16 protein-coding genes and 1 pseudogene are annotated in these 18,307 nt (G+C 66.6%); 4 read left to right on the top strand and 13 right to left on the bottom strand.

Annotation, left to right across the window (positions count from 1 at the left end; translation table 11 throughout):
* Positions 1 to 41 precede the first annotated feature (41 nt).
* The 5 genes from LOC59_RS06170 to uvrA all read right to left on the bottom strand — a co-directional run bounded on the left by LOC59_RS06170 (position 42) and on the right by uvrA (position 6,884).
* Positions 42 to 1,562: an SLC13 family permease gene (locus LOC59_RS06170; protein ID WP_227897010.1), complete on the bottom strand. Its 1,521-nt coding sequence runs from the start codon at positions 1,560 to 1,562 to the stop codon at positions 42 to 44.
* Entirely contained in the window at positions 1,559 to 2,218 is a 660-nt protein-coding gene (locus LOC59_RS06165) for a response regulator transcription factor (protein WP_227897012.1), read from the bottom strand. Before LOC59_RS06165 ends, LOC59_RS06170 begins: the two co-directional genes overlap by 4 nt.
* The gene (locus tag LOC59_RS06160; protein ID WP_227917277.1) at positions 2,215 to 3,822 is read right to left on the bottom strand and encodes a sensor histidine kinase; all 1,608 of its coding nucleotides are present in this window, start codon (positions 3,820 to 3,822) and stop codon (positions 2,215 to 2,217) included. Before LOC59_RS06160 ends, LOC59_RS06165 begins: the two co-directional genes overlap by 4 nt.
* A complete protein-coding gene (locus LOC59_RS06155) occupies positions 3,822 to 4,208 on the bottom strand; it encodes a hypothetical protein (protein ID WP_227897014.1) in 387 nt (128 codons plus the stop codon). The genes LOC59_RS06160 and LOC59_RS06155 overlap by 1 nt, the downstream gene beginning before the upstream one ends.
* Positions 4,209 to 4,403: 195 nt before the next feature.
* Positions 4,404 to 6,884: an excinuclease ABC subunit UvrA gene (gene uvrA / locus LOC59_RS06150; RefSeq protein ID WP_229971211.1), complete on the bottom strand. Its 2,481-nt coding sequence runs from the start codon at positions 6,882 to 6,884 to the stop codon at positions 4,404 to 4,406.
* A gap of 378 nt (positions 6,885 to 7,262) precedes the next feature.
* Here uvrA and LOC59_RS06145 point away from each other — a divergent pair, with 378 nt between their 5' ends.
* From LOC59_RS06145 to LOC59_RS06135, 3 genes are all read left to right on the top strand, one after another.
* Positions 7,263 to 8,378 (top strand): type I phosphomannose isomerase catalytic subunit, encoded by a 1,116-nt coding sequence (locus LOC59_RS06145; protein ID WP_331460412.1) that lies wholly within the window; start codon positions 7,263 to 7,265, stop codon positions 8,376 to 8,378.
* A 178-nt stretch (positions 8,379 to 8,556) separates the two neighbouring features.
* The gene (locus tag LOC59_RS06140) at positions 8,557 to 9,204 is read left to right on the top strand and encodes a maleylpyruvate isomerase family mycothiol-dependent enzyme (RefSeq protein WP_229971032.1); all 648 of its coding nucleotides are present in this window, start codon (positions 8,557 to 8,559) and stop codon (positions 9,202 to 9,204) included.
* A gap of 155 nt (positions 9,205 to 9,359) precedes the next feature.
* Positions 9,360 to 9,650: a DUF4287 domain-containing protein gene (locus LOC59_RS06135; protein WP_229971030.1), complete on the top strand. Its 291-nt coding sequence runs from the start codon at positions 9,360 to 9,362 to the stop codon at positions 9,648 to 9,650.
* Positions 9,651 to 9,749: 99 nt separating this feature from the next.
* Here LOC59_RS06135 and LOC59_RS06130 read toward each other — a convergent pair whose 3' ends face one another.
* The 6 genes from LOC59_RS06130 to LOC59_RS06105 are packed head-to-tail and all read right to left on the bottom strand — an operon-like array spanning position 9,750 to position 15,899.
* Positions 9,750 to 10,298 (bottom strand): histidine phosphatase family protein, encoded by a 549-nt coding sequence (locus LOC59_RS06130; RefSeq protein WP_227917273.1) that lies wholly within the window; start codon positions 10,296 to 10,298, stop codon positions 9,750 to 9,752.
* The gene (locus LOC59_RS06125; protein WP_227917272.1) at positions 10,295 to 11,428 is read right to left on the bottom strand and encodes an ABC transporter ATP-binding protein; all 1,134 of its coding nucleotides are present in this window, start codon (positions 11,426 to 11,428) and stop codon (positions 10,295 to 10,297) included. The genes LOC59_RS06130 and LOC59_RS06125 overlap by 4 nt, the downstream gene beginning before the upstream one ends.
* Positions 11,429 to 13,138, bottom strand: coding sequence for an ABC transporter permease (locus LOC59_RS06120; RefSeq protein ID WP_229971028.1), 1,710 nt, complete (start codon positions 13,136 to 13,138; stop codon positions 11,429 to 11,431).
* Positions 13,122 to 14,183: an ABC transporter substrate-binding protein gene (locus LOC59_RS06115; protein WP_229971026.1), complete on the bottom strand. Its 1,062-nt coding sequence runs from the start codon at positions 14,181 to 14,183 to the stop codon at positions 13,122 to 13,124. The genes LOC59_RS06120 and LOC59_RS06115 overlap by 17 nt, the downstream gene beginning before the upstream one ends.
* Entirely contained in the window at positions 14,164 to 15,123 is a 960-nt protein-coding gene (locus tag LOC59_RS06110) for a metallophosphoesterase family protein (RefSeq protein WP_229971024.1), read from the bottom strand. The genes LOC59_RS06115 and LOC59_RS06110 overlap by 20 nt, the downstream gene beginning before the upstream one ends.
* On the bottom strand, positions 15,120 to 15,899 hold the full coding sequence (locus LOC59_RS06105; protein WP_227917263.1) for a tyrosine-protein phosphatase: 780 nt from the start codon (positions 15,897 to 15,899) through the stop codon (positions 15,120 to 15,122). Before LOC59_RS06105 ends, LOC59_RS06110 begins: the two co-directional genes overlap by 4 nt.
* A gap of 428 nt (positions 15,900 to 16,327) precedes the next feature.
* On the opposite strand from LOC59_RS06105, the pseudogene LOC59_RS06100 reads away from it, so the two are divergent.
* Positions 16,328 to 16,825, top strand: a pseudogene (locus tag LOC59_RS06100) (hemerythrin domain-containing protein); the annotation flags it as partial.
* A 127-nt stretch (positions 16,826 to 16,952) separates the two neighbouring features.
* Here the strand turns inward: LOC59_RS06100 and LOC59_RS06095 are convergent.
* A complete protein-coding gene (locus tag LOC59_RS06095) occupies positions 16,953 to 17,930 on the bottom strand; it encodes an aldo/keto reductase (protein WP_227897032.1) in 978 nt (325 codons plus the stop codon).
* A 46-nt stretch (positions 17,931 to 17,976) separates the two neighbouring features.
* Positions 17,977 to 18,291 (bottom strand): hypothetical protein, encoded by a 315-nt coding sequence (locus tag LOC59_RS06090; protein ID WP_229971020.1) that lies wholly within the window; start codon positions 18,289 to 18,291, stop codon positions 17,977 to 17,979.
* Positions 18,292 to 18,307: the final 16 nt, after the last annotated feature.

The following is an 18,307-nucleotide window of genomic DNA, read 5'->3' as shown; positions in this document are numbered from 1 at the left end:
GATGGACACCTTTTCTTGGGGGTTTTTGGGGGTTTTGTGGGTCAGGGGGAAACGATCACCGGCAGGCCCAGCAGGGGCCATACCGTGAAGCTGAACAGGAGTACGGCCACGGCGCTCATCGGCGCCAGCCAGGCGGAGAGCCGGAGCAGATCGGCCGGTTCGAAGTTTGGCTGGCCCTCCGTTTCGGCGAAGATGGCCACTGGCTTGGCGGAACTCGTCAGGGTGTGGCAGAAGCCTGCGGCAGCCGTGGAGGCGAAGGCGGCGGCCATCGGATCGACGCCCATCGGGGCAGCGGAGGCCACGATGACGGGAATCAGAACAGCAGACCGGGCCGACCGCGACTGGATCGCCAGGTGAGCGGCTGTCGAGACCAGCACGACGGCGACGACGAAGACATAGGGCTTGGCGGCACCGAAGAACTCCACCGGCCCCAGCATCGACGCTGCCAGCCAATCCGCCGCGCCTGTCCTCACCAGGCTGGATCCCAGTGCCAGGGTGGCGGCCATGAAAATCAGCATGGACCACGGAACCTTTTTCAGAGCTACACCCAGGTCCACGGATCCGTAGGCCGGCAGGCACACCACCAGGGCGCCGATGAGGGCCACCAGCGCAGGGTCCAGGCCATGGATCGGCTCGGTGCACCACAGTGCCACCACGGCGCAGAGAAGCAGCAGGGAGCGCTGCTCATCGAGGTCCAGCCGGCCGGTGATCCGCTGTGGGCTGTCCTGCTGCAGGCTGGCGAGGGGAATCCGCAGCGGCTCCCGGCGTTCCTCCCTGCCGGTGAAGAGCCTGAGCACGAGTTCGGCAGCAAGGAAAGAGGCCACCAGTGCCAGCGGCAGTCCGAGCAGCAGCCAGGACGCGAAGTCGAACCCGGGATACCCCGCTGCCTGCAGGATCTGGCTGGTGATCAGGTGCGCGCCGGCGCCCAGAAAGGAACTGACAGCGGAGAGCAGGATCACGGTGGGGAACAGCACGGCCAGCATTTTCACCACCGCGGGACGGTCCTTGAGCACCCGCCGCAGGGTCAGGAAGACCGGCAGCACCAGGGCGGCGCGCCCCGACGTGGCAGGGATGGCGAAGGCCGTGACAATCAGGCCGAGGCAAGTCAGGTGGGCCAGCTGCCGGACCGACCGGGCACCCGAAACGATGAACGCGGCGCCCCGTGCGGCCAGGCCGGTGGACGCCACCGCAGCGGCTATCACGAAGGCAGCCATGAGCAGCCAGATGGTGTCCTCCCCCAGAGCCGCAAAGAGGTCCTCAGAGGGGAGGATTCCACTGATCACCAGTGCGACGGCGGCCCCCAGGGCTACGTACGTATCCCCCACCGGAGAGAAAATCCAGAACCAGACCGCTGCGATGAAGATGCACAGCGTGACCGCGGCGGCCCCGCCGAGGCCCCAGCCGGCGACCGCGTTGACCGCCAGGACGGCCATCAGGCAAAGCGCCACACCCAGCGCGACGGCGGCGGAGGGCTTCAGCACGCCAAGGAACCTTCTGCCGGTTTCAGCGTTCTCCGGCAGGCTGGCACCTTTGGGTGTGGAGGTGTAGAAGACTTCGCTCATGTCAGCCGGTATCCCGCCCCGCGGACAGTTTCCAGGCGGCCAGCGCCGATCTTGGCGCGCAGGGCGCGGACGTAGACGTCCACCACGTTCGACGCGGGGTCAAAGTCCATGTCCCACGCATGGGAAATCAGCTGCTCCCGGCTGAGCACCTGGCCCGGATGGCGCAGGAAGACTTCCAGCAGGGAAAACTCGCGGGCAGTCAGGTCGGCGGTGTCTTCTCCGGTCCGCACCCGCCTGCTGCGCATGTCCAGGACCAGGTCCCCGTGGGTGAGGGTGGATACCGGGGCGGGCTCGGCGTCGTCGTTCAGGCGCAGCCGGACACGGGCAAGGAGCTCGGCGAACTGGAACGGTTTCGTCATGTAGTCATTGGCGCCGCTTTCCAGTCCATGGACGGTGTCTGCTACCGAATCACTGGCTGTCAGCACGATCACCGGGGTCCGGCAACCCTCGCTTCGGAGGCGTTCGAGCACGTCGAAGCCGCTGAGGGTAGGGAGTCCAATGTCCAAAATGATCATGCTGAAACCCCCGGAGCGTGCCAGGAGCAGGGCGCTGGCGCCGTCCTCCACGCAGATGCAGGTGTAGTTCGCGGCCCGCAGGCCTTTCTCGATGAACTCGGCTATCCGGCGGTCATCCTCCGCGATCAGGATCCTGCTCATGGGTTCATATCTTTCTTTGGCTTCGGGCCGTCGGCGGCCTTTTCTGTGCTGCAGGAGGTGCCTGTGTCCGGAGGGAGGGCGGATACTTCACCGGGCGCTTCCGGGGCCGGGATGGTGATACCGAAGGTGGCGCCGTGCCCCGGCGTGCTGCGGACCCAGACCGTCCCATGATGGGCTTCGGCGATGCCGCGCACGATAGCCAGTCCCAGGCCGGCACCGGGGCGGGCGCCGTCGCCTTGATCTGCTGCCTGCCCGCGGTGGAACCGGCCGAAAATGCGGGCAGCTTCCTGTGCGTCCACGCCGCTGCCGCGGTCGGCAACCCAGATGGTGAACCGGCGCGCGGTCCCCTCCTCCTCGAAGCGGGACCCAAGGCTCACGGTGCTGCGTTCCGGGGAATACTGGCAGGCATTCGTCGCCAGCTGCAGCACGGCCTGGGTTATCCGCTGCGCATCCACGCTGATGGTGCCTTCGGCAATTTCCAGGATCGGCCAGCCCCGCGGACCCAGGACCTGCGCCTTGGCTTCGATGTCGAGAAGCAGTGCCGCCGCGTCGGTGGGCCGCGGGACGGCGAACCCGGGGCGGTCTACCTTGGCCAGCAGCAGCAGGTCCGAGACGATCCGGCCCATCCGTGCCAGTTCCCCGTCCACCAGGGCCAGCGTCCGGCTGCGGTCCGCCGCATTGTCCTCCATCAGCTCCAGGTGCCCGCGGATCACGGTGATTGGCGTGCGCAGTTCATGTGAGGCGTCGTCGACGAATGCACGCTGCGTCCGGTAGGCCGATTCCAGCCGGTCAAGCATCATATTGAAGGTCACAGCCAGCGCGGAGATGTCGTCGTTGCCGCGGACCGGCACCCGGGCGGTGAGATCGCTCTCCGAGATTTCTTCGGCAACCCGGCGCACTTCGCGGATGGGTGAGAGGATCTGCCCAGCCACGAGCCAGGCGATCCCGGCGGTCACTGCGAGCCCGCCGAAGGAGACGAAGAAGATGGTCAGGATGGTGTCGGCAACCTCCTCCTGGCGGGGAGCCATATAGACACCGACGATCAGGTGGCCGGTCTCGTCCCCGGAGACAACCGGCAGTCGAACCCAGTGCATCTCCCCCGCACTGGTCTGGGCAATGCCGGAAGCGGCGTCCCCCGAGCGGATGCTGCCCATCAGCGCGTCGTCCTCGGGCAGGTTGTGGCCGTTGGCGGGCGAACCGTTTGCGCCTGCGGCGGTATAGAGGATCCGCTGGCCAACACTGCCCACAATGACTTCATTCGGGGCCGCCGACTGCCGGCTGAGGAAGATCTCCAGCATCTTCTCGATGGAGGTAAAGGGTTCAGCCGTGGTGGGATCGACTCCTTCAGCCGCGAAGGCCCGGAATTCCTGCAGTTCCTGGTTGATGTCCTGATGGGCCTGCGTCCTCGCCTCATTAAGGAGAAGCGACTTCATGGTCAGCAGCACGGCCAGGAGGGTCAGTGCGGTGGTAAGCAGGATCCAGCCGGCGATCCGCCAGCGGGCGGGTACTTTCGAGCCCCGCCGTGCACAGGCATTACCGGCCTGAGGACGGTGTTCCGGCACAGGAGGTGCCGTGCGGTCCGGTGCGGGTACGGTCAGTGCCACTAGTCGTCATCCTCTTCCCCGGCGTCGTCGTCATCGATGACGACCGGCGGCAGGACAGGCACGGGTTCGGCGGGAGTGACCGGGGCCGGTGCAGGAACCACCGGTCCTTCCGCAGGCGTGGCCTGCGGCTGCGGCGCCGGGGCGGTGTCCGGATCTGACGGTGCAGGGGCCGGGGGCGCAGGCTCCGCCGGGGCCGTGGGGGAATCGCTTGGCCGCGGTTCCAGTCCGTGGGCAGGCGCGCCGTCAGGACCGGGGCCCAGTTCGACCGGGGTCGCGTCAACCTTGGGAGGTCCGGCCGGAGGCAGGAGCAAGGTCCCGGCTACAGCCAGGAGCACCGGCACCAGCAGCATCGCCCCCAGCAGGAGCACACGTCGCATCGTTTGCATGCCTACATAGTTTCAGGGCTTTATGAGGCCACCGTGAAACGGCGATGAAGAATTCTTCATCTTCGCGGATCGAAGCCGTCCACTGGCACCGAGGCAGGAGGGCTCGGGTTAGGCGGCTTTAATACTCCCGGCGAGCTCTGCGAGCAGGGAGTTTCGTTGCCGCCGTTCCGAACCTTCCTGCCGCGCGCTAGACGTTCAGCGAATCCGTTCCAGTGCAGCAGAAAGGTACGGCGCCGTCCGGCTGGCTTTACAGCCCGCAACCTCATCGGCCGTTCCGGCACAGATGATCCGGCCGCCGTCGTCGCCGCCTGCCGGGCCCATGTCGATCACCCAGTCCGCAGACGCCACCACGTTCATCGAGTGCTCCACCACCACAACCGTGTTGCCTGCGTCCACCAGCCGGTTGAGCTGGGCCAGCAGCAGCTGCACGTCCTGCGGGTGCAGGCCGGTGGTCGGCTCGTCCAGCAGGTAGAGCGTGTGTCCGCGGCGTGCCCGCTGCAGCTCGGTGGCCAGTTTGATCCGCTGGGCCTCACCGCCGGAGAGCTCGGTGGCGGGCTGGCCCAGGCGAAGGTAGCCGAGCCCGACGTCGAGCAGGGTGTTCAGGCTGCGTGCCGCGGCAGGAACGTCGGACAGGAACTCCGCGGCAGTCTCCACCCGCATGCCCAGCACATCCGCGATGCTCTTGCCCCGGTACGTGATTTCCAGGGTTTCCTCGTTGTAGCGCGCGCCGTGGCACTGCGGGCAGGGACCATAGGTCCCGGGCAGGAACAGCAGTTCGACGGCGAGGAAGCCCTCGCCCTGGCAGGTCTCGCAGCGTCCGGCGGCCACGTTGAAGGAGAACCGTCCGGCGGTGTAGCCGCGGGCCCGGGCCTCATCCGTGGAGGCATAGAGCTTCCGGACGGCGTCGAACAGTCCCGTGTAGGTGGCCAGGTTGGACCGCGGGGTCCGGCCAATGGGTCGCTGGTCCACCTTCACCAGCCGGTCCAGATGCTCCAGGCCGTCAATGCTGCGGACCTGCACGCCGGGGTCTGCGCGCTCCGGCGCCGCGTCGTCGCCTTCATCTTCCGGCTCGGGCGGAGCCCCGTTGACCTGGGTTCCCACGGCCTCTGCCAGCACCTGGCTGACCAGCGTGGACTTGCCGGACCCGGACACACCGGTCACAGCTGTCAGCACGCCGAGCGGGATCTCGGCGTCGAGGTCCACGAGGTTGTGCCGGGTGATGCCCTTAAGGGACAGCCAGCGCTCAGCGCGGCGGCGGGCAGGAGCGGTTTCCTCGGCTTCGCCGAAGAGGAAGGGCCGGGTGGCGCTCTCCGCAACCTCGGCCAGTCCTGCAACCGGACCGCTGTAGAGCACGGTGCCGCCGCCGTCGCCCGCCTGCGGACCGACGTCGACAATCCATTCGGCGCTGCGGACCACGTCCATGTTGTGCTCGACGACGAATACCGAGTTTCCCGCGTCCTTGAGTTCCTGCAGGACGGCCAGCAGCGGTTCGGCATCCGCCGGGTGCAGGCCGGCGGAGGGTTCGTCCAGGACATAGACGACGCCGAACAGTCCGGACCTCAGCTGGGTGGCGATCCGCAGCCGCTGCATCTCCCCCGGTGAAAGCGTTGGCGTCGCCCGGGACAGGCTGAGGTAACCCAGCCCCAGGGAGATCAGGATTTCGAGCCGGGAAAGCAGGTCCCGGGTAATGGTGACGGCCACGTCGGTGTTTTCGTTGGACGCCGCGGACCGGGACGCCGTGCCCGCTTCCTTGAGCTCCGCTGTCGGCCGGATGACCTCCGCGAGTTCGCCCAGGGTCGCCCCGTTGAGTTCGGCGATGTTCCGGCCGGCGAAGGTAACGGCCAGTGCCTCCGGGCGGAGACCCGCTCCCCCGCAGACGGGACAGGGTCCGGAGACCATGTACGCCAGGACCCGTTCGCGCATCTTCGCGCTGCCCGAATCCGCCAGGGTGTGCAGCACGTAGCTGCGTGCGCTCCAGAACCGTCCCTTGTACGGCTTGGCCACGCGGTCGCGCTGCGGGGTGATGGTGACGACGGGCTGTTCCTCAGTGAAGAGGATCCAGTCGCGGTCCTTTTTCGGCAGCTTCCGCCAGGGCACATCGACGTCGTACCCCAGGTGGATCAGGATGTCCCGCAGATTCTTGCCCTGCCAGGCGCCCGGCCAGGCCGCAATGGCACCGTCCCGGATGCTCAGGTTCGGGTCCGGGACCAGGGATTCCTCGGTCACGGTGTGCGCGATGCCCAGGCCGGAGCATTCGCGGCAGGCACCCGCGGCTGTATTGGGCGAGAAGGCGTCGGAGTCGAGGCTGCCCGGCACGGCATCGGCAGGGTAGGTGCCGCCGCGGGAGAACAGCATCCGCATCGAGTTCGACAGCGTGGTGAGCGTACCGACCGTGGACCGTGAGCTCGCCGTGCCGCGGCGCTGCTGGAGCGCGACGGCGGGAGGCAGGCCAGTGATGGCCTCCACCTTGGGATTGTGGCCCTGGGAGATCAGCCGGCGGGCGTAAGGCGCCACCGATTCGAAGTACCGCTTCTGGGCTTCTGCGTAGATGGTGCCGAACGCCAGGGATGACTTGCCGGAGCCGGAGATACCGGTAAACGCAACAATGGCGTCGCGTGGAATATCGACGTCGACACTGCGGAGGTTGTTTTCCCGGGCGCCGCGGACGCGGACCATGCCGTTGCCGGCGGCGCTGATGAGGTTGGGAGCGGACTGGTCTGCTGCAACAGGTTCGGTACTCACCCTCCGACGCTAACAGGGCACCTCTACCGATTTGTCCTGCTGCCCACGGTTTCACCATGGGCGTGATCAGCGGCCCCAGGGCTCCCCGAGCCCCGGCCAGGGCTCCCTGCCCGTCACCCGATACATCAGGGATTCACGGCGTGAGAGCTGATGACTGGCGGCGGTCGGGGATCGTCCTTTGGGAGAGTCCCGCACCGGGATCAGCACTCACTCTGCGGCCGGAATGGCTATAATTATGGGAGAACGTTTGTCTATGTGCCGGACCCTCCGCTCCCCCCATAGCACCGTCTTTGCCCCACCTCAGTGATGTAAGTGACCCTAGTGCGTACTGATTCTGATCTCTCAAGGTCGGTAGCACCCGCTCGCCGACCTTCGCCACAGTCCTCCCGCGGCCTGCTCATTGACTGGGATCCCGCGACCTACCGGCAAACACTGGAGCGGTTTGCCGCTGACCGGCCGTTAACACTCCCCCATCCCGAAGCCGAAACCGGCTCTCCGTTTCCCTTCCGTCTCACGGTCTTGGACGCCGATGTTCCGTCGCCGATCATGCTGCACCCGCGCTGGGAGCAGGCGCTGGCGGGCTTTGTTAGGGAACAGGCCCGGGGCGTGCCGCTGGGCGCCGGAAACCGTAACTACAAGGACAGCAACCCGAAGTGTGAGGTCGCCGTAGCCCTCACGCCCCTGCGCGTGCTTGCCGGAGAACGGACCATGGAAGAACTTCAGGCCATCGCCTCCGGGCTGGAACTGCCCTGGCTGCGTTCCTACCTTTCCTTCCACCATGAGACCGCCATCCACTCCGTACTTCGCATGACGCGGGAGGAAACAGCAGCTGCTGTGCGGGAAACAGCCGACGCCGTGGACCGGATCCGGCACGTCGACGGTCCGGCCGCCGAGGTGCTCGCGGCAGTACGCCGGCTGCAGCAGCATTTCCCACACGACCGGGGCATCCTGCTGGCCGTCTGCATGAAGCTGATCCAGCTGGATCCCGGGCATGCAGCCGTGATACCTCCCGGGTGCCTGCATTCCTATCTGTCCGGCCAGGCAGTGTTGGTTATGGGCACCTCCGATAACGCGTTGCAGGCAGGCCTGACCCAGGAGTATGTGGACCTCTGCGAACTGCAGCATCTGACGAGCGGCGGACAGCCGCAGCCTTCTCCCCTGCCCGTGGTCGACGTCGGCGACGGCCAGCAGCGCATTCCGCTCTGGAGCAACGATTTGGACCTGCGGCGGGTGGTCGTAGGAAGTGGCCAAAAGCCCGTCAGCGTGGGGCCGTTTAGCGTTGTGCTGGCCGCGACGGAACCCGCTGACATCACCGTGGATGGGGCCACGGCGGATTTGGAGCCCGAGGCGAAGATCCTGTACGCCGGGGAGCCCGTCACGGCCACGATCACGGGGCCGTCCCAGATCTTCGTGGCTTCAACGCTCTAGCTGTACACAAACAGCACGGTGTTTACATCTGGGCGGGTCCAGGCCGCTCCTCGCCCAGCGGTGGATTCATCGAGCGCCGCGAAAGCGGCAACGATGCTGGCCGTACCGAAGGCAGCAGCGACGGGTCTTGGGCACAGCGTCACTGGACACCCCGGTTCCACGCTGGTTGAGTACGGACATGACACCCCAACCGGCCTCTTCCATCTGGTCTGCCGTGCATGAAGAACGCCGTGCGCTGATTCAGGATCTGGAGAGTCTCTCTGCCGCACAGTGGCAGACGCCCTCGCTTTGTCCGGGCTGGGATGTGCACGATGTCCTGGCCCATCTTGTCGATACCGCCAAAACGACCCGGCTGGGTTTTATCCGCCGCCTGCTTGCCGCCCGGATGGATTTTGACCGGGATAACACCGCCGGAGTCTTCCGTGAACGTGCCCAGGACCCTCAAATCACCCTGGCGGCGTTCCGTTCCGTCCAGTCGCGGACGTCCGGCCCTCCGGTGCCCCTCGCCACCCGGCTGGTGGAAGCCGTGGTCCACGGGGAGGACATCCGGCGGCCTCTGGGCATTGTCCGCACGTACCCCGTTGCGCCCGTCCTCGCGGCCCTGCAGCATCAGCTGAAGACGTCCGTGAAAATCGGCGGCGGCAAGGAGCTGGTGGAGGGGCTCCGCTTGGTGGCCACGGACGGCCCTTTTGAACTCGGCAGAGGCGATGAGGTTCGCGGTTCGTCGGTGGCGCTCCTGCTGACGGTGTCAGGCAGGCCGGTTCGGGACGATGAGCTCGGCGGCGGTGGTTCAGGCGCGCTGCTGAAACGGTGTTCCACTTCCTGAGCCCCTCAGTCTTTGCCGGTCCAGGAACCGCTTGAACAGCGGCCGCGATGTCGCTGTCAGCCCCTGCCCCGCAGCACAGACTGCCCCTGTACAGCCGGACGGTTTCTCCGCCACAATCAGGGTCATCACGTGGCTGGGCGTTAGGGAGGGACTCGATGTCATTTCAAGCCAATTTGGACACCATTGAACAAAAGACCGGGCTGACTCCCCGCGAACTCATTGGGATGGCAAAAGCCAGGGGTTTCGACGGCGGGAGTGCCAAAGCAGGCGACATCCTGGCGTGGCTGAAAACGGACTATGGGATTGGACGCGGCCATGGCATGGCCCTGGTGCACGTGATCAGGAATGGTCCGAAGATCGATGCAAAGCACGTGGGCACCACGGGAACGCACCGGGACGAATCGGACATGCTCTGGCTGGACGGGGCAGCGACTAAGCCGTCGTGATTGAAACCCCCTTGATTGCGCCGGGGAACGCAGCCGAGAGGCTGAACCGCCGACGTCCAATAAGCGATCCTCCACCGCTCCTGTCGGCTTCCAGTAAATCTAGGGTTCGAGCAGAGCGGCCAGCGGAACCTCCACCACCTCACCGTTCAGCACACGCGGACACCGCTGGCCAGTGAGCTCAGAGAGGGTGAGCCGGATAAGGGTGCCGTGCGCCACGGCGATGATCCGCTGGCCTGGAAACTGTGCAGCCAAACCGCGCAGAGCGGCGAGTCCGCGACGCGCCACTGCTCTCTCAGGTTCGCCGGTGCCAAGTGCAGCTGTAAACTCCGGTTCGGTCAGTCCGTTCAGGTGCAGCCCTTCTGCCGACCCATAGTCCCTCTCGATCAGCTCCGCCATGGTGCCGGCCGGCTGCAAACCGGCCGCGTCAGCAATAATGTGGGCTGTCTGCACGGCACGCAGCAGCGGCGATGAAACCACCACACTCCACGGATCAGCAGCCAGCAGCAGTCCGGCCGTGCGCGCCTGGGCACGGCCCACACCGTTCAGCGGATTATCGGTGCGCCCCTGCAACCGGCGCTCTTGGTTCCAGTCCGTTTCGCCGTGCCGAACCAGGACCAGCCGTTCCGGGGGCCTGGAAGCACCACTCACGCCGGCACCAGCCTGGGGCGAGCAGCTCCCGCCGCGGGCCCCACCGCATCGGACGCGAACACATGGGCCCGGAGAACCTCCGGCGATACCCGGTCCCCCGGCTTGGGTACCCATCCTGTGACATGCGCCCGCAACGTTCTGCCCTGCCAGTCTGCAGAGACGTCAAACCCGTGCGGTCCGTAGAGCGCGGAGGTCACAACACCGGTCGGTGCCCAGCCGGTGTCGCCGGCGTTGTTCGGGTGCAGCACCAGGTCCATCGGTGACACCGCGGCGGTAACCGCCAGGGCACTGTGTCCCAGACCGTCCGCGCCCACGCACGGCCCGGCGTCGAGCCGTTCGCCGGGGATGCTGATGCCCCCCGCGAGCTCGAGCCGTCCCTCCACCCAGGTACCGTCCAGCAGCACGGCATCGCTGACGAAAGACGCCACAAACGTCGACGCCGGATTCCGCACGAGATCCTGCGGTGTGCCAATCTGTTCAATCCGCCCGGCCCGCAGGACCGCCACCCGGTCTGCCAGGGCCAGGGCCTCTGCGCGGTCGTGCGTGACGTGCACCGACGTCAGTCCCTGCTCGCTAGTCAGCGCCTTCAGATCCAGACGGAGTCTGGCCCGCAGCGGTTCATCAAGGGAAGACAACGCTTCGTCCAGGAGGAGGGCCTGTGGAGCGCCTGCGATCGCCCTCGCCAGGGCCACTCGCTGGCGCTGCCCGCCGGAAAGTGCAGCCGGTGCCCGCTCCCCCAGCCCGTCCAGCCCGACCAGTCCCAGTACGCTGCGCACCCGGGCCTCGGCATCTTTGCGGGGCAGGCCGGCCAGGCGCAGCGGATACCCCACGTTCCGGGCCACCGACCAGTGTGGCCAGATCGCGTGATCCTGGAAGACCATACCCAGGTTCCGCTTCTCCGGCGGGACCCAGACGCCGGGCCCTGCCACAGGCCTGCCACCGAGGCAAAGAGTGCCGCCCTCCGGTTGAACAAACCCGGCGATGCTGCGCAGCAGCGTGGTTTTGCCGGAACCCGACGGGCCCAGCAACGCCAGGAACTCGCCGTCGTGCACGTCCAGGTCCACATTGGACAGGCCAACATGGCCGTTGGCGTAGACATGGTGCAGGCCTTGAAGGCTGATCGAAGACATTTATTTTCCCTTCCGGAAGCGGGTGCGCGCTGTACGGCGGGCACCCCAGGCGGCAGTCGCGGCGAGACCCGCGACGCCGACGATCGTGACCAGCAGCGCCAGGGCGGAAGCCGAGTTGTAGTCCCCGGCCTGCTGGAGGTTGAAGATGACCACGCCCAGTGTCTGGGAGCCGGGCGCCACCAGGAGGATGGAAATGGTCAGTTCGCGCACTGCGGTCAGCGCGACGACGACGGCGCCGCTCACTGCCGCGGGCACGCTCAGCCGCAGCGCCACGTCCGCCAGTGTCCGCAGCGGGCCGGCACCGGAGATCCGTGCAGCCTCGTCCAGGGACACCGGCACGGATTCCAGCGGTGCACGCACGGATTGGACCACCAGGGCCAGGAATGCCATGACGTAGGCGCCGAGGATCACCCACGGCGTGTTGAAAATACCCACCGCCGGGGCAATCAGCAGCCAGGCGACAGCCAGGACGAGGCCGGGCAGTGCCTGCGGCAGCATGGCGGTGACGTCCAGTGCGGTGTTGGAGCGGTGTCGGGTACGGGTCAGGAGCGCACCAACACCGAGTCCCAGGACGCCGCAGGCCACCGCCGCACCGAGTGCGAGCATCACCGAGTTGGCGATGCCGGTGAGCGCTCCTGCGCTGGTCACGGCACGGGCGATGTTGGCCAGGGTCAGGTTGTCCCAGGTCAGCGGCACACCGGGAGCGGGCAGCAGTGCCTGCTCTGTCAGCGCCAGCAGCGGCAGGACGCAGACGACGCCGGCGGTGCACCACAGCAGCGCCGCCGCAGCCCAGCGGGAGGACCCCAGCTGCAGAGGCAGTGCAGACGCTCCGGACCCGCCAAGTTCACTGCCCCCGGGCAGCCGGCGCTGCAGCAGCACGGCCGCCAGGCCCAGGACCAGCAGCACAACGCCGATCGCGGCCACGGCGGGCAGCGGATTGGTCACGGTGCCGGAGGCGAGGTAGCGGTACACCAGTGTGGTGAGCGTGGTGTACCGCTCGGGCAGGCCGATCAGCGCGGGAATGCCAAAGTCGGAGAGGTTGGCGACCAGCGTGAGCACGAACGCGGCTACCACGGCCGGGCGCACCAGGGGCAGGGTCACCTGGCAGAACGTTCGCAGCCCGCCGGCACCGCTGATCCGGGCGGCTTCCTCCAGGCTGCCGGGAACCCGGCGCAGCGCTGCACTGATCACCAGGTAGGCCAGCGGATAGGAGTGCACGGCGAGCAGGAACACCACACCGCCGCCGCCGTAGATATCCAGCACCGGGCCTGCGGATCCGGTCAGCGCCATCAGCGCCTTGTTCACGGTGCCAGCCGGGGAGAGCAGCGCCATCCAGGACATTGCCCCAATGAAGGGCGGAATGAGGAACGGCAGCAGGAAGATCCAGCGCAGCACGGTTCGGCCCGGTAAATCGGTCCGGTCAAGGACGACGGCGAGCAGCGCACCGAACGCGGTGGCCAGCGCGGCTGATCCGGCGGCGGAGGAAACGGAGTTCCACGCCGCGGCCAGGACATCGGAGTCCGTGAGCACATCGGCGTTGGACGGCTGGGCCCCGCGGAATGCAATGACACCGAGCGGGAGGAGCACCAGCAGGGCCAGCGCAGCCCAGACCGCCAACCTGAGCCAGTGCAGTCCGTCGCCCCGGGACTTCTGTCCGGCGGTACTGAGCTGCCGTGCCGGCAGGGAAACGGAATTACTTGAGGAGGTCATTGAACTTTGCGACGGCGCTTGCCTGCTTCTCGGCGATCACCGCGAGGTCCGGATTCAGCAGCTCCAGGTCGGCAAGGGAAGGCGCACCTGCGGGGACACCGGCGTCTTCGCGAACCGGGAGGTAGGACTGCGCCACGGCCAGTTCCTGGCCTTCCTTCGAAACCAGGAACTCCACGAACTCGTTGGCGGCGTCCGGGTTCTTCGAATCATTGAAGACGCCGGCAGGCTGGGAGACGTACGGAACGCCGTCGGACGGGTAGGACAGGCTGATGGGCGAGCCCTTTGCTGCCAGTTCGCGGGCCACGTAGTCCACCACAATCCCGATGCCCGACGTACCGGCGGCCACGGCCTGCCCAACCGGACCGTTGCTTTCCAGCACGGTCGGTTCGTTCTTGACCAGGTTCTTCAGCCAGTTCTCACCCAGGGCCGGGGTTTCGAGCCAGACGGTGGTGTTGAAGGCAGCGGCACCGGACACGTCCGGGTTCGGCATGGCGATCATGCCCTTGTATTCCTCGTCGGCCAGTTCGGCCCAGGACTCGGGGGCGCTGTCCACCAGTGTGGTGTTGTAGGCGATGACAGTGGGAATGATGCGCGTGCCCACGTAGTAGCCCTCGGGGTCGACAATATCCTGGTTCAATTCTCCGGCGTTGTCGATGTCCAGGACCTGCAGGTCGCCCTCGGCGGCGTACGCCTCGAACGTGGGGACGTCGGCGGCGAGGATAACGTCGGCCTGGATGCCGCCAGTCTCCTTCTCCGTGGCGATCCGGGTCTTCAGCTCCCCAGTGCCGGCGCGGAAGACCTCAACGCTGACCTCCGGATTGACCTCGTTGTAGGCGGCGACCAATTCATCAATCTTGGCCTGCGGCTCAGAGGTGTACACCGTGAGGGTGCCGGTGGCGCCGGCCGCTGTGCTGGAAGCTGCGGCTGCCGGGGAGTTTTCGGCGCCGTCGGCGCTGCCGCTGCAGGCGGTCAGGAGAGCCAGCGACGCCAGCGATGCAACTGAGACGACGGCGAGGGCGGGGTACTTAGTGCGTTGTTGCAGCAATGGTTTCTCCTCGGGAACCCGGCAGCAACGGCTGCTGCCGGTATTGGTGGCCAGGTGCACCTGCGGGCACCGGGATGAGATGGGTGGAAGGGCTGGTACCCGCGGCTGGGACAGCCCCGGGGGGCACGGCGGCGTTGGTGAACACCGAGGCTCCGGCGGGCAGAAGCGGCACCGGGACGGCGCTGAAGCTGTTTTCGCCCAGCCGGATGACCGAGAGCCAGCTGCTGTCCAGGCCCTGCACGGTCTCCGGTGGGGCGAAGAGATCCTGACCGTAGGACACCGCCGGGCCGACCCAGACCGGCACACCGCCCAGCCGACCGGACAGAGCATGGTGGTAGTGCCCGCACAGGACGGCGCGGACGTCCGTGCCGGCCAGCACGCCGGCTAGTTCTGCGGGCCTGTCCAGGCCCCGGCCGGCCAGCTGCGGCAGCAATGAATCGATGGGTGGATGGTGCAGGGCCAGTACGGTGCCGTCGGGGGCAGGCTCGGCCAGGACATCATCCAGCCATTGCAGCTGCGCTCCCGTAAGCCGTCCTGCGGGCCGGCCTGGATCATCCGAATCCAGCGTGATGAGGCGCAGTCCTCCCACGAAATGCACGTCGTTACCCGGACCGGGGCCTGTATCTGTCTGCGAACCGGTGAATGATTCTGCCGCCCATGCCCGGGTGCCGGGAACGTCATGGTTACCGGGCAGCACGATGACTGGGCAGCCCAGCTCCCGCCTGGCCCGGGTGAAAAGCCCGGAAGCGACGGCGTAGATATCCGCGCCGGAATCGGCGATGTCACCGGTAACCACGACGGCATCGGGCCGGTAGCGGGCCGCAGCACGCAGCGCCTCTGCGGTGCGCGCCCACGTGTCCAAGGCACCAAACAGCAGCTCACCCGGCTGACGCAAATGAGTGTCCGTGAGGTGGATCAGGGTGTACCCGTCCCCGCTCATGCCGCGGGAGTTCCGATGCCGTGCAGCAGGACGCGGGCCCGGACCAGCATTCCCCGATCCAAGCCGTTCCGCAGCAGGTAGGCAGCGGCACCGGTCTCACCTTCGAAGGACTCCTCAGCCAGGACCTGCAGTGCGCTGTCCAGAACCTCCTGCGGACTGGCCAGATGCAGGCGGACAGCGGTGGCCATTTCCGCGGGATCGGTGATCCGGCCACCCAGCCGGGCCAGTACAGCCCGGCGGAAGGAACAGGGAAGGGCCGCTTCGGTGCGGGAGTAGTCCTCCACAATGGCACTGCGGGAGGCCCCGGCGGCGTCGAGCACCAGCGCGACCACCAGCCCGGTGCGGTCTTTCCCTGCAGCACAGTGCACCAGGACACCGCCGTCAAGGCTCCGGATCACCTCCCCGACGGCACTGGTCAGTGCCCGGGCGCAGTTCTGCAGCAGATGCCGGTAGACGGCTTCGATCGGCTCGGAGACAGGGACGCTTCCGCAGTAGAGCGGAATGTTCACCACCCGCGTTCCGGCCGGAACAGTATCCGGAGCCGAGGCAACCTCCACCGGCTCGCGCAGGTCTACCACCGTGGCGATCCGTGCTGCACCCAGTTCAGCAAGACCGGCAGCGTCAAGGTCATTCAGGGCTCCAGATCGGAAGAGCAGTCCCCTGCGCAGTCCCGGAGTTCCGGTTCCTGATGCCGCGTCACGGAAATTGAACAATCCGCCGACTGAGGGCGGAACGTCTGCAGGAACCTGCGGACTGGAGGGCAGTTCGGTATTCAATGAGACCTCTGAGTCGTGCTCGAATTGGGACTCTCCGAGTTCATCCGGCCAAGGTTAATCGGCGGTGAACACGCACCGGCGTCCCGGTGAACCGTGCGCGAACACTCGTGATCAACGCAACGATTCTCGTCCAGGGTAAGGAAAACTCCGATGCACTCTCTTGCTCCAGAAGCATGTTTTCCCCCCGCTTATTCGCGGTGAGGGCGACGTGTTCGCCGGCGGGCCCCGGACCTCACGCCTGCTCACGTGGTGTTGACCGTGCCGCTTAACCGTCCACCCATCGCCCGTCGCGCCGCGATCTCTGTAATGGGTAGCGTCGTCAGCGCAACGGCGCCGCAGAGGCCAAAGAGTATGGCCAGCGGCAATGGTGCGAGCGGACTGGCGCCCACAACCACGGCGGTGGGCAGGATGGCGGCGCACGCCACCACGAGGGCGAGGACCTGCTCATGTATCCCCAGCTGGCCGGCCGGGCGCCGGGGTGCGCACTGCATGTGGCCCAGATGCTGGAGCAGCACCGGCAAGTAAGGGTCCGGCTTGATGACATCGAACCGGTCCGGCGGCGCTGGACGGAGACAGCAGACAAGGCGGCCAGTGAGGCACTCACTGAACGCTATGAGGACCTGTCCAATCTCCTCAAAGTCCACCTGCGCCGCGAAGTCACCGAGGTGATGCCTGTTGTGGACAGGGTCCTGAACGAAAAGGAAATGAAGGCGGTCGGCGAGCACGGGATCGGACAGCTCGACAAGAAGTTTCTGGTGAGCTACCTCGGCATGGTGCTGGCCACCAATCCTCCCCAGGACCGAAAAGAACTGTTCAAGGAGATCCCGCCGCCGATCCGTCTCGCCTACCGCCTGGTCGGACGCAGAATGTACCGGCGGCAATACTCGACGCTTTTTCCCGGGCGCAGAATCCCCGAAACACTCTAACCGAAGAAGGCCGCGCGAGGGTCCGGGTTAGGCGGCTTTAATACTCCTTGCGAGCTCTGCGAGCACAGGAGTTTCGTTGCCGCCGTTCCGGACCCACCGGCCGTCCCAAGGTAACAGGGACAAAGAACTAGAACAGAGCAACCTTCGGCGTCTGCGGGAAAATCCGGTCCAGCTCCTCCAGGTCCTTCTCCGAAGGCACCCATGACGCCGCTTCAGCGTTCTGCTGCACCTGCTCGGGCCTGGTCGCCCCGGCAATGACCGAGGAAACTGAAGGACGGGATGCGAGCCAGGAGAACGCGACCTGCACCTCGGTCAGCCCGCGGTCCCTGGCAAAGTCGCCGAACTCGCGCAGCTGGTCGTAGTCCGCGTTCTGCAGCAGGTTGGTGCGGGAGTGGGTCAGGCGGCTGCCCTCGGGAGCCTGGCCGGAGCTGTACTTGCCGGTCAGCAGGCCGTTGGCCAGCGGGAAGTACGGCAGCACGCCCAGGCCATAGGCCTCTGCGGCAGGAGTGACTTCGAGCTCAGCCCGGCGGTCCAGCAGGTTGTAATGGTTCTGTGCCGAGATAAAACGCGTCGTTCCCTTGATCCGTGCCGTGAACTCGGCCTCGGCAATCTGCCAGCCGCTGCGGTTCGAGTGCCCGATGTACCGGACCTTGCCGCTGGTCACGAGGTCATCCAGTGCGGCGAGGGTTTCATCAATCGGAGTCAGCGGGTCCGGCGTGTGGAACTGGTACAGGTCGATCCAATCCGTGCCCAGCCGGCGAAGAGATGCCTCCGCCGCCGTCACGATGTAGCGGCGGGAGCCGCGTGCACCGAAGTCCGGTCCGTTGGCCCCCTGCATGTCCATGCCGAACTTCGTCGCAACGACGACGTCGCCCCGGCGTGATCCGAGGGCTTTCCCCAACCGGATTTCGCTGAGGCCCGGCTCAGCGCCGTAGGTGTCCGCAGTATCGAACAGGGTAATGCCCGCGTCCACCGCGGTATGCACGACGGCGTCGGTCCCCTCCTGGGATTCGGTGGCGGTGCCTGCCCGGCCGAGGTTGTTGCAGCCGAGCCCGACAGTCGAAACGGTGAGGCCGGAAGTGCCAAGTCTGTTGTAGGTGGTCATCCTGCCACGCTATCAACAGCATGCGTCCCGACGCTGGAACAACAAGCTAGGCGCCGAAAAGACTCAGCCCGTTGGGGCTCGGCGGTTTGTCCGTTTCCAGGATGTACTGGACAGGGACGGGCCCGGTGGGCAGCAGTCCTGCATACACGTTCTCCCGGCGGCGGCGCGTGGGCCGGATGCCGCTGGCCTTGACCCGGCGGGAGAACAGGGCCGTCGAAACCGGTTCGAGCTCGACCTGTTCGCACCAGATGATGTACATCCCGTACAGGTCCGCGGCAGGCGTAGCGTCGGACTCGTCCAAACCGGTAATGGTGCATTCGCGCAGGAAATCCTCAACGCGATCCCCGGGTGTATGTGCCATGTTTTCGACCCTAGGC

The sequence above is a fragment of the Arthrobacter sp. zg-Y916 genome (assembly GCF_020907385.1).
Lineage (GTDB): Bacteria > Actinomycetota > Actinomycetes > Actinomycetales > Micrococcaceae > Arthrobacter_B > Arthrobacter_B caoxuetaonis.
The sequence above is the reverse complement of the archived record's forward strand: the minus strand, read 5'-3'. Positions and strand labels throughout refer to the sequence as shown.

Bases quoted from the DNA above. Each gene is read 5' to 3' on its own strand.
- LOC59_RS06120 (WP_229971028.1), bottom strand. From the start codon at position 13,138: ATGACCTCCTCAAGTAATTCCGTTTCCCTGCCGGCACGGCAGCTCAGT.
- LOC59_RS06170 (WP_227897010.1), bottom strand. From the start codon at position 1,562: ATGAGCGAAGTCTTCTACACCTCCACACCCAAAGGTGCCAGCCTGCCG.
- LOC59_RS06095 (WP_227897032.1), bottom strand. From the start codon at position 17,930: ATGACCACCTACAACAGACTTGGCACTTCCGGCCTCACCGTTTCGACT.
- LOC59_RS06135 (WP_229971030.1), top strand. From the start codon at position 9,360: ATGTCATTTCAAGCCAATTTGGACACCATTGAACAAAAGACCGGGCTG.
- LOC59_RS06125 (WP_227917272.1), bottom strand. From the start codon at position 11,428: ATGTCTTCGATCAGCCTTCAAGGCCTGCACCATGTCTACGCCAACGGC.
- LOC59_RS06110 (WP_229971024.1), bottom strand. From the start codon at position 15,123: ATGAGCGGGGACGGGTACACCCTGATCCACCTCACGGACACTCATTTG.
- LOC59_RS06165 (WP_227897012.1), bottom strand. From the start codon at position 2,218: ATGAGCAGGATCCTGATCGCGGAGGATGACCGCCGGATAGCCGAGTTC.
- LOC59_RS06140 (WP_229971032.1), top strand. From the start codon at position 8,557: ATGACACCCCAACCGGCCTCTTCCATCTGGTCTGCCGTGCATGAAGAA.
- LOC59_RS06090 (WP_229971020.1), bottom strand. From the start codon at position 18,291: ATGGCACATACACCCGGGGATCGCGTTGAGGATTTCCTGCGCGAATGC.
- uvrA (WP_229971211.1), bottom strand. From the start codon at position 6,884: ATGGTCCGCGTCCGCGGCGCCCGGGAAAACAACCTCCGCAGTGTCGAC.
- LOC59_RS06155 (WP_227897014.1), bottom strand. From the start codon at position 4,208: ATGCAAACGATGCGACGTGTGCTCCTGCTGGGGGCGATGCTGCTGGTG.